At 67.2% G+C, this 9,429-nt stretch carries 6 protein-coding genes; 1 reads left to right on the forward strand and 5 read right to left on the reverse strand.

From position 1 onward, the window contains the following. Position 1: 1 nt before the first annotated feature. The 5 genes from ACYYG1_RS11260 to ACYYG1_RS11280 all read right to left on the reverse strand — a co-directional run bounded on the left by ACYYG1_RS11260 (position 2) and on the right by ACYYG1_RS11280 (position 7,615). The gene (locus ACYYG1_RS11260) at positions 2–2,011 is read right to left on the reverse strand and encodes a terminase gpA endonuclease subunit (protein ID WP_461210408.1); all 2,010 of its coding nucleotides are present in this window, start codon (positions 2,009–2,011) and stop codon (positions 2–4) included. Continuing rightward, positions 1,986–2,729, reverse strand: a complete 744-nt coding sequence (locus tag ACYYG1_RS11265) for a hypothetical protein (RefSeq protein ID WP_461210409.1) — start codon at positions 2,727–2,729, stop codon at positions 1,986–1,988. The genes ACYYG1_RS11260 and ACYYG1_RS11265 overlap by 26 nt, the downstream gene beginning before the upstream one ends. Beyond that, positions 2,722–3,981 (reverse strand): DNA modification methylase, encoded by a 1,260-nt coding sequence (locus ACYYG1_RS11270; RefSeq protein WP_461210414.1) that lies wholly within the window; start codon positions 3,979–3,981, stop codon positions 2,722–2,724. Before ACYYG1_RS11270 ends, ACYYG1_RS11265 begins: the two co-directional genes overlap by 8 nt. A gap of 279 nt (positions 3,982–4,260) precedes the next feature. Next, positions 4,261–5,640: a primase-helicase zinc-binding domain-containing protein gene (locus tag ACYYG1_RS11275; protein WP_461210410.1), complete on the reverse strand. Its 1,380-nt coding sequence runs from the start codon at positions 5,638–5,640 to the stop codon at positions 4,261–4,263. A gap of 301 nt (positions 5,641–5,941) precedes the next feature. Beyond that, positions 5,942–7,615: a DNA primase family protein gene (locus ACYYG1_RS11280; protein WP_461210411.1), complete on the reverse strand. Its 1,674-nt coding sequence runs from the start codon at positions 7,613–7,615 to the stop codon at positions 5,942–5,944. Between the two features lie 616 nt (positions 7,616–8,231). Between ACYYG1_RS11280 and ACYYG1_RS11285 the strand changes: the two genes are divergently transcribed. After that, positions 8,232–9,227, forward strand: coding sequence for a tyrosine-type recombinase/integrase (locus ACYYG1_RS11285; RefSeq protein WP_461210412.1), 996 nt, complete (start codon positions 8,232–8,234; stop codon positions 9,225–9,227). Positions 9,228–9,429 lie beyond the last annotated feature (202 nt).

Genomic DNA, 9,429 nt, shown 5'->3' on the forward strand with positions numbered 1-9,429 from the left:
GTCATCTCCTTTGATTGAACCAGTCCGGACGGGCTCCGGAACCGGGCAGAGGTTGCGAAACGGGGGCGATGCCGCGCGGGGCGGCAGTGGCCAGCTGGGGCCTTGGGGTCGGGCGTTTCCAGTTGCGCACGTCCAGCTCGTAGGCCGCCACCAGGGCCATGACCTCGCAATCCCAGAAGTGGTTGTCCCGGCCCTCGGGGCAGAGCCAGCACAGCTTCTTGTCGTCGAAATACTCCACCGTCATCTCCCGGGCGTATTCGTCCGTGACACCCGCATGCAGGTGGAAAGCCCCCGGATCGTCGGTAGCGATCTGGAGCTTGGCGGCCAGGTCGTTCTTGAAGAAGGTCGTGTCCACCTTCCAGAGCACCAGGCCGCCGGGGATCCTGTTCTTGGTGCCCGGATAGAACTCCTGCGGCGCGTAGCGCACGGGCGTGGCCTGGGTCCGCTTGCCCTGATACGGGAACAGCCGCCCACGGTGCCGGGCGCAGAAGGCGTAGACCTCCTTGGTGCGCGTGCCCATGGCGTCCTGCACGGCCAGGCGCACGCGGTGCTCGTTGCCGTCCCGGTCGCGGTAGGCGTTGCCGAACAGGACCCGCTCCAGGGCCGCGAAGGTCGGCACGCTGCCAGCCTGCACAAGCCAGCTCTCCTCATCCGCGCCCCAGCCAAGGGCGCGGATCACGTACCGGAAATAGCGCTTCTGGGAGTCCACGCCCGCCACCAGCGCGGCCACGCGGGGCCGCCCGTCGGCGTCCGGGCCCGGCACCACGCCGCGGGGCCGATCGTCGGCCAGGACCTTGATGGCGTCCTCGGTGCGCTGCACCTCGTAGGCGCGCCAGGGCTCGGCCTTGTACTGGTTCATGAAGTTCTTCAGGTCGTCGCGGTTGCCGGTCTTCTTCCAGCGCAGGAAGGCCGCCGCGACCTCGGACAGGGACACGAAGTAGGAGAGCCAGGCCGGGATGTGAAAACCGACCTTGGCCGGGCGGTGAGCGCGCAGATGCGCCATGAGCTCCAGGCCCGTGCCCCGCGCCCGCCACTGTCCCAGGCGCACGGCCTTGTCGCGGTCGTTGTCGTCCCAGCAGGAGCCGCAGGTTTCGCACTCGTACCAGGCCAGCCGACGGGCTTGCACGGCCTCGGGATCGCGCTTCAGGGCCTCGTCCTGCGGCCACTTGATGCGGTCAAACTCCATGAGCTGCCACACGCCGCAGTGCGGACAGCGGACCCAGTAGTCGAAGACGACCTGCGCCTCTTCGGTCAACGCGCGCCAGATAGGCCCGCCCTCCACCGTGGGCGTGGATATCTTCCAGATTTTGCGCTTGCGCCGCCAGGTGGTGGTGCGCTTTTCGGCGAGGGATTCGCTGGAAGCCTCGTTCTTGGGGTTCTGGTACTTGTCCAGCTCGTCCAGCACGAGGTAGCGGATGGGCTTGTTGCCCAGGCGGGACACGGAGCCCGACCAGCCGAGGTAGATGGTCATGTGCGCCAGGTTGATGCGCAGGCTGCTGGTGTCGTCCGCCTGCCCGGTGAGATAGGTGCGCAGACGCGGGCTAGCCTCCAGCATGGGCGCGATGCGATCTTGGGCGTTCTCCTTGGCCGTGATGCGGTCCGGGAACACGTACATGGCCGGGCCGGGCGCGCGGTCCACGGCGTAGGCCACGCAATTGTGGATGGCCTCGGACCCGCCCGTCTGCGGCGTCTTGCAGATGATCACCGTCTCCACGGAGGGGAAGAACGAAGCGTCCATGACCCCGGCCATGTAGGGCGTGACCTCGTTGTGCCAGCGCCCGGGGATGGACGACTGGTGCACGATGCGGTGCCGCTCCGCCCACAGGCTGACGGGCATGGGCCTGCGCCTGCGCAGCACCTTGCGCTCGCCCGGGGAGAACCGGAAGCGATGCGCCAGCACGCCGCCCCCCTCGCGCATGCGCCGGGCCAGGGCCCCGCGCACGGCCTCGGGCAACCAGTGCGGCAGGCTCGCCACGGCCAGCTCCCTACTCCGCCCCGCCGTCGTCCGCATCCTGCGCCTCCTCGCTGAACGTCACCTCGAACTCCGCCGGGGCGGCGTATTCGTTGAGAGCGCCGTCGAGCATGGTCTCAAAGCGCTCCAGAAACTCCTGGGACTTGCGCGGGTCCCCGCCCGCCAGATGGATCAGGTCCAGCACGTGCATCTCCACGGCCTGGCGGATGCCGGACTCCAGGACCACGGCCCGCCCGGCCAGCTCCAGCTCCACGTCCTCGCGGGGGATGTAGCGCCCGCGCTCCACCTCGCCACGGAAACGGATGCGCGCCGTCTCCTCCTCGATCTTGCGGATGGTGGCCTCCTGCCTGCGTCGGGCCAGGTCCTTGTTCCGGTCCGCGTCGTCCTTGGGCAGGGCCGCGAGGGGCAGGGTCTCGGCATAGGCGTCCACCGCAGCGCAGGGGAACCCGCCGTCCGCCTGCCGCGCCAGCAGCCCGGCCTTCACATCCTGATACAGCTTCGACTTTCTCACCTTGCGTCCGCCCGCCTGAAGGCGGTCGAGCACGGCCGCGACGGAGGTCAGCACCTCCGGCGCGGTCTGATCCACATTGGCCATCCGAGCCTCCATCATGCGCGACGCCTTCTCGAAGACAGAGACGTTCTGCGGGGAGGGGTCGTCGCGCATGCGGCGCTTGGCCTCCTCCTTGGCCCGCAGCAGGGTCGGCAGGTCGGTCTCGGCGCTGCGCTCCAGCAGCTCCTCCAGGGTGCGCCTATCCATTGGCCGCATCCTCCCGCCGGGCGAAGGTATCGCCGCTGTCGGCGTGCTTCGCCGCGAGCCCCGTGTAGTCCTGCCACCGCCTGACGATGACGTCCGCGTATTTGGGGTCCAGCTCCATGGTCCGGCATCGGCGCCGGGTGCGTTCGCAGGCGATGAGCGTGGTTCCGGATCCGCCGAAGGGATCCAGCACGCCGTCGCCCTTGAGGCTGCTGTTGGCGAGAAGACGCTCCACCAGGGACACGGGCTTCATGGTGGGATGCAGTTCCGAGCTGCGGGGCTTGGCCTCGAAGACAAGGGAGGTCTCCAGGTCCTCCACGGCTAGGTCCCGGCCCGTGACGCGCAGGGCGCGGTCCTCCAGGAACAGGGACACGGTCCCGTCCTGAAGCACGTCCACCCGGCCCAGGCCGCCCAGGTCCTGCAGGGTCCGGCGCTTGCGGCCGCCGAACCAGCGGTGTGCGGCGCCGGGCTTCCAGCCGTAGAGGATGGGTTCGTGCTGGCACTGGTAGTCCGCCCGTCCCAGGACGAAGTGGTCCTTGCGCCAGACCAGGCACGACGCCAGCTTGAACCCGGCCTCCACGAACGCGCCCCGAAAGTTCAGGCCTTCGGTGTCCGCATGGGCCACATAGGCCGCCCCGCCCTTGCGCAGAACCGCGAACATGGCCGCGAACGCGCCCAGCAGGAAGGCCCGGAACTCGGAATCCTTCATATGGTCGTTGCGGATGCTCCCGGCCTTGCCGTGGTAGTCCACGTTGTAGGGCGGGTCCGTCCAGACCAGGTCCGCCTCCTCGCCATCCATGAGCCGGGCCATGTCCGCCCCGCTGGTGGCATCGCCGCAGAGCAGCCGATGCGGCCCCAGCAGCCAGAGGTCCCCGGGGAGGGTCACGCACGGGCCCGGTTCGGGCAGGGCATCGGGATCCGCGCCGCCCTCCTCCAGGTCCAGGCTCGCGAGGAGGTCCTCGATGTCCGCCAGGGGCAGCCCGGTCAACTCCAGGTCGAAGTCCGCCCGCCAGAGGTCCCGCAGCTCCAGGGCCAGCTCCGCGTCGTCCCATTTGGACCAGGCCACGGAACTGTTGGCCAGAATCCGGAAGGCCCGGACCTGCTCCGCGCTCATGCCCTCGGCCAGCAGCACGGGCACGGCTTCCAGCCCTATGGCCAGCGCGGCCCTGAGACGCAGATCGCCGTCCACGACCTCGCCGTCGGCCAGGGCCAGGATGGGGATCCGGAAGCCGTATTCCTCGATGCAACGGACCATGCGTTCCACGTTCTTCTCGTTCCTTCTCAGTCGCCTTTCATACGGACGCAGCCGCGCAACGGGCCACGTTTCGAGCTTGAGCTTTTCCATCCGATCGTTTCCTGATACACCGCCCCCACCGCTTCGCACCGCGAACCGGAAGGAGGGCTGAGGTTCGCCTTGATCGGATACCCATTTATCCGGTCGCCATGCCCAGTTGCCGCTGTGCATGGCAGCCCTCTCTCTTGCCTTCTTGCCCGCGCCCGGGCGGCGCGCGCATCAATCCCTCGTCCATCATGTTCACCTCACGATCAGGTTCTCCGCCGTGATGACCACGGCGGGATGCCGGTCCAGGTACGCGCCCAGAGCGTCGTCCCGGAAGCAAAGTTCCTTGAGTCGGGCCAGGACGCCCGCGTGGCCCCGGACGGCCTCAGGGATGTCGAAGGGGCGCGGCCCCTGGAAGGTCAGCCGGATGCCCGTCTCGCGCAGCAGGCGCTCCAGGGCCCGCAGATTGGCGGGCGGCCCGGCCGGTGCCTGCCTGGTCGCAGGCGCAGGGACGGTGGGTTCGGGCTCCGGAACCAGGCATGGCCGCGCCGGGGGCACAAGCATCACCGGGGGCAACCCGGCCTTGATCCAGGCCTCGATGTCCACCCCGGCCGCGAAGGCCTCGCCCGGGTCCTTGGCCGCGGGCACGGGCCAGCGTTCGGCGTGGTCGTAGGTCGCCTGCCACCAGTCGCGCACCTTGCGCTGTTGGCGCAGGGCCCGCTCCTGGGCTTTGCCTTCGCCGCCGGAGACGGCGTCGCAATCCAGGGCGTTGAGAATCCCCAACGCCCCCTGCAGCAGCCCGTGGGCCCAGGCGTCGGGCTTGGCCGAGATGGTCCCCAGGCCCAGGGCGCCCACATCCGGACCCGTGGAGAAATCGCAGAGCATGGCGTCCAGCTCCGCCTCCACCACCACGAAGGCGCGGGCGTCCGGATTCAGGACCAGGGGACCGCTCCCGCTGCCCGGAACCCAGCAGTATTTCCTCGGGCCGAAAGGCCCCGGCTCCGAGCGGCGCACGCGCACGCGGTGCAGCGTGCCCCGGCGGAACACCGGGATCACCAGCCCCGCCGGAATCCACAGCTTGCGCTGTTTGCCCGTGTCGGGGTTCAATTCGCGCGGCAGGCCCCAGGCGCCGCGGTCGCGGTACAGGTCTCCGGGCAGCCAGCCCAGGCGGTAGCGCTGCACGGCCTCCAGGGGCAGGCCGCGCCCGGCCAGGTACTCGAGCTGCGCGGGCGTGTGCAGGAGCGCGGCGTGGGCCTCGGCCACCAGCTCGCCCGCCCTGGCGCGCCAGCGCTCGGAGGGCTCGCGCGCGGGCTCGGGCGTCCACTCCGGGGAAACGTCCCGACGCCGGGGCGGCAGAAGCGGACGAGGCCCCCGCGGATCAAGCTTGCGCCCCACGAACGCGGCCGCGGCGCGGAAATCCATGTTCCGGAAATCCATCAGGTACTGGATGGCGTCGCCACCGGAGCCGCAGCCCCGGCACCACCAGCTCCCCTCCCCGCCGTTCTGCGCGGGCCAGCAGTGGAAGCGGTCCGTGCCGCCGCAGCCCGGGCACGGGCTGTGATATTCCCCGCCCTTGGCCCCCGAGGCCTTGCGGGGCTTGATGCCGTCCGCCTGCAACAGTTCCAGGACGTTCATGCGCGCCTCCCCCCTCCGGCCAGAGGGAAAAGGCGGCATTCGCCCATGGTCCTGCCCTGCTCCTGGCTTTGTCCTGCCCTATGTCCTGCCTTCAACATCTTATTTTCTTTATCTTTCTTCATTCCAGTAGGATGAAAGGATGATAGAAGTTGAAAAACGGTCCGATGTCGCAAAAATGCCTTAATGGCGACTTTCCCCATGCTTCGTCCTATGCTCCTGGCGCAACCATATCCGCCCGTCGTTGCAGGCTTTTCATGCAGGACCATGACGCCGTCCGTGGTCCTGGACTCGCTCCAGGGTCCTAGAAGAACCGCTCGCCGCCCGTCTCCTCCCGGACGTCGTCGTTGAGGAGCACGCCGTAGTACCAGTTCTTCCCGCCCACCTTGGCCTTCTCGAACTTCTTCTGGGCCAGGGCCCCGAACTTGCGCTGCGGGAACTGCTTCTTCCGGCTGATGTTGCGCGCGAACCAGCGCACGAAGGCGTCGTAGAGCTCCGTGGCGTTGGTGCGCGTGGACGGATCGTTCATGTTCGCGGGCACGACCTCGCAGCAGTCGTCTATGAACATGGCCAGCAGGTCCTCGTCGCGGCGGTAGTCCTCCGTGGCCGAGAGCACCTTGGCGGGCGGGTTCAGCCCCTGTCGCTGCCACTCCAGGCAGCCGCACACCAGCCAGGCCAGGATGCCCGGGGCCTCCTCCTTGAGGGCCTGGCCCAGGGTGTTGTCGCGTCGCATCTCGCTCGCATCCCTGGGCTCGCGGTTTACGAAGGATCGCTCGAAGGGGATCAAATGCATGCGCTCCCAGAAGGCGAAGTCGTCCGCCGGGGCGTGGGGCTTGTGGTTGGTCAGCAGGAACAGGATGTGCGTGGGAGAGAACGTGATGGGCCGCTTGTCGTTGGGCCAGCGGCCGGTGAGCTTGTCTCCGCCCGACAGCCACTTGCAGCGAGCCGCGCTGAACTTGCGGCCCTCGTCGGTCTCCGATGCGAAGGCCGCGCGAAGGCCGCGCAGGGCCATGATGGACGGCGACGGCGCGTCGGCGTTGCGCACGCTGTTCTGGTCCAGGAGCATCTCGGCCGGGATGGGCCCGGCCAGGGGCCCGAGCACCTCGGAGACAGTGTCCACCAGCAGCGTCTTGCCGTTGCGTCCCTTGCCGTGCAGCACCGGGAGCACGTGCTCCTTGTTGCCGCCGCGCATGGCCGCGCCGAAGACCCGCCCCAGGTAGCCGACCATCTCCTCATCCCCGGACATGATCTCCAGAAGGAACCGCTCCCAGCGCGGAGCCGGGGCGTCGATGCCCTGCCACTCGGCGGGCGAGGCCTTGAGGATGTAATCCCCCGGCCTCCCCCCCCGGAACCGTCCAGAGCGAAGGTCCAATACTCCGTTGGCGCAGCCCAGCAGCCACTCCTGGGTGTCCAGCTCGTCGCCGGTGATGGCCAGGGGCGCCCGGTTGGTATGCGCGAACTGCAGGCAGGCCTCGGGCCCGCCTTTCTTGCGCAGCCGTTTGACCCGGTCCATGAGCAGAGCCTGCTGCGAGGCGTTGTACTTGGCCAGGTCCTTGTTCCCGGCCTGCATGGCCTGGGTGGCGGCCAGGCCCAGACGGGTGTGCTCCTCCAGCAGGACGTCGACCACGGCCTCGGTCTCGGCCTGGGGAACGTCCAGCCCGTCGAGGCGCCAGTGATGTCCGCCCCACTGCAGCCACTCCTGGGTCTGCTTCACGAACACGAATCGGCCGCGGTGGATCTCGGCGTAGAGCATGCCCAGGCCCAGGTCCTCGGCGCGCACGCACTGCATCACGAAGTCGGAGCTGATCTTCCCCGCTTCCCCTTCGGCCTGTTCGCCTCCGGTGCGGCGTTCCTCCTCTTCGCGACGAGCGCGGACCTTGCGGCGCATCTCCTCCAGATCGGTGACCGTGCCGCGCTGCTCGTCGCCCTCGCCAGCCGGTGCCTGGGGCCCCGAGCCGGTCTCGAATTCCAGGCTCATGCGGCACCTCCGACCAGTAACACGATTGCCGAATCACATGCATCAAACAGGTGCAGCGCTTGGGAATTTTCCATTTTTCCGCGCGATTTTTTCCAGGGCCCATGCGAAAAACGTGAGAGGTCGCGCACCCGTACATGCCGGTGCCCGGGAAGGACCCGCGGGCATGAGGCGATGCGAGGCTGCCTATAGGACCATCTGGCCTGCCTCCTGATACGGGGGGGAAGGGGGGAGCGCGCCCGGCCGAGGTTGTCCCCGCGCGGTGAACGCGTGGACGCGACGTGGGCAAAGGCGTATGAAGAGAAGCAACCACGGGCCCTGGCGGGGGCCGCCGTGGATAAGTAGATGGATAAGTGAACCGCGTGATTTACGCGTAAAACCGGGGGCAGGACGCCCCCCTGAAAAGAAGCCTTACTATCTGAAATCTGGGGATAATTGCTCTTTTCTGCGCCTCCCCCTAAACGGCCTTCTAAGCCGACGGCCCCGGGTTCGAATCCTGGCTGGCGCGCCAAAAAATCAAATGGTTCCAGTATATTACTGGGGCCATTTTTTCTTGCCCTCCGCCAATTTGCCATTTTGCTCCAATTCTGCTCCACTGCATATAAGGGAGGAAGACAAAATGGCGACCTACAACCAGCGGGGCCAAGGGCACTGGCAAGCCCGCATCAGACGCAAGGGCTACCCGACCCAAGTCAAGACGTTCACGACCAAGCTCGACGCCGAGGCGTGGGCACGCGAAGTCGAAAACGAAATGGACAGGAGCGTCTTCCTTTCGCGCAAGGAGGCGGAGCAGACCTCCCTGGAAGAAGCGATGGACCGGTTCGTCGCCGAATACGCACCAAAATACGCCCAGCCCCGCAAAGTCATCAGCCGCATCAACGCACTCAAGAAGCGCCCCCTGGCAAAACGCATGCTCTCGTCCATCCAGGGCAAGGATATTGCCTCGCATGTCCGCATCAGGGAACAAAGAGGCTGCTCCCCGCAGACCGTCCTGCACGAGGTCAACCTGCTCTCCAGAATTTTCGAGGTCTGCCGCCGAGACTGGGGCATGGAGTCGCTGCGCAACCCCACCAAGCGGATCAACAAGCCCAAGCAGGGGAAAAGCCGGACACGCCGACTCATGTGGGACGAGGAGGAAAAACTCATTGAGGCAAGCGTCTCCGAATTGCGCCCCCTCATCCTCCTCGCTCTGGAGACGGCCATGCGACGCGGGGAGATCGCCAGCATCCAGTGGGAAGACGTCAGCCTGCAACGCAAATCCATCTACCTGCCCAGGACAAAAAACGGGGAACCCCGGACCGTACCGCTCTCCCCCGCCGCCATCGAGATCATCGCCGGACTGCCAAGGAACATCCACGGCCCGGTCTTCGACATGCACCCCGACACCGTCACCAAGCTCTTTCGCCGCGCCATCAAAAAGGCGGGCATCGAGGACCTGCGCTTCCATGACCTTCGCCACGAGGCCACAAGCCGCCTGTTCGAAAACACGGACCTGGATGTGATGGAAATCCGCGCCATCACCGGGCACAAGAGCCTGCAGATGCTCGCCCGCTACAACCATCTTCGGACAGGCCACCTGGCGGATCGGCTGGCCGGGGCTAGGCGAGGGACTTGAGCAAGCATTTCCAGCCAGCCTCAACTCCCCCTTCTTCTCCTGCCCCACCCTTTTTTCAGGACGGCTCGCTTTTCAGGCAGGCTCCATCTGATCGGCCAAGGGCCGATGATCATGCGGGTTATGTTTGTGCTAAGATGGTTATCACCTGACAGTAGGCCATGAAATGAGCGTGGTCATGCCGCCCTTGGTTGGGGTACGGCTG

The sequence above is a fragment of the Desulfocurvus sp. DL1XJH-121 genome (genome assembly GCF_054819825.1).

Bases quoted from the DNA above. Each gene is read 5' to 3' on its own strand.
- ACYYG1_RS11260 (WP_461210408.1), bottom strand. From the start codon at position 2,011: ATGCGGACGACGGCGGGGCGGAGTAGGGAGCTGGCCGTGGCGAGCCTG.
- ACYYG1_RS11265 (WP_461210409.1), bottom strand. From the start codon at position 2,729: ATGGATAGGCGCACCCTGGAGGAGCTGCTGGAGCGCAGCGCCGAGACC.
- ACYYG1_RS11270 (WP_461210414.1), bottom strand. From the start codon at position 3,981: ATGGTCCGTTGCATCGAGGAATACGGCTTCCGGATCCCCATCCTGGCC.
- ACYYG1_RS11275 (WP_461210410.1), bottom strand. From the start codon at position 5,640: ATGAACGTCCTGGAACTGTTGCAGGCGGACGGCATCAAGCCCCGCAAG.
- ACYYG1_RS11280 (WP_461210411.1), bottom strand. From the start codon at position 7,615: ATGAGCCTGGAATTCGAGACCGGCTCGGGGCCCCAGGCACCGGCTGGC.
- ACYYG1_RS11285 (WP_461210412.1), top strand. From the start codon at position 8,232: ATGGCGACCTACAACCAGCGGGGCCAAGGGCACTGGCAAGCCCGCATC.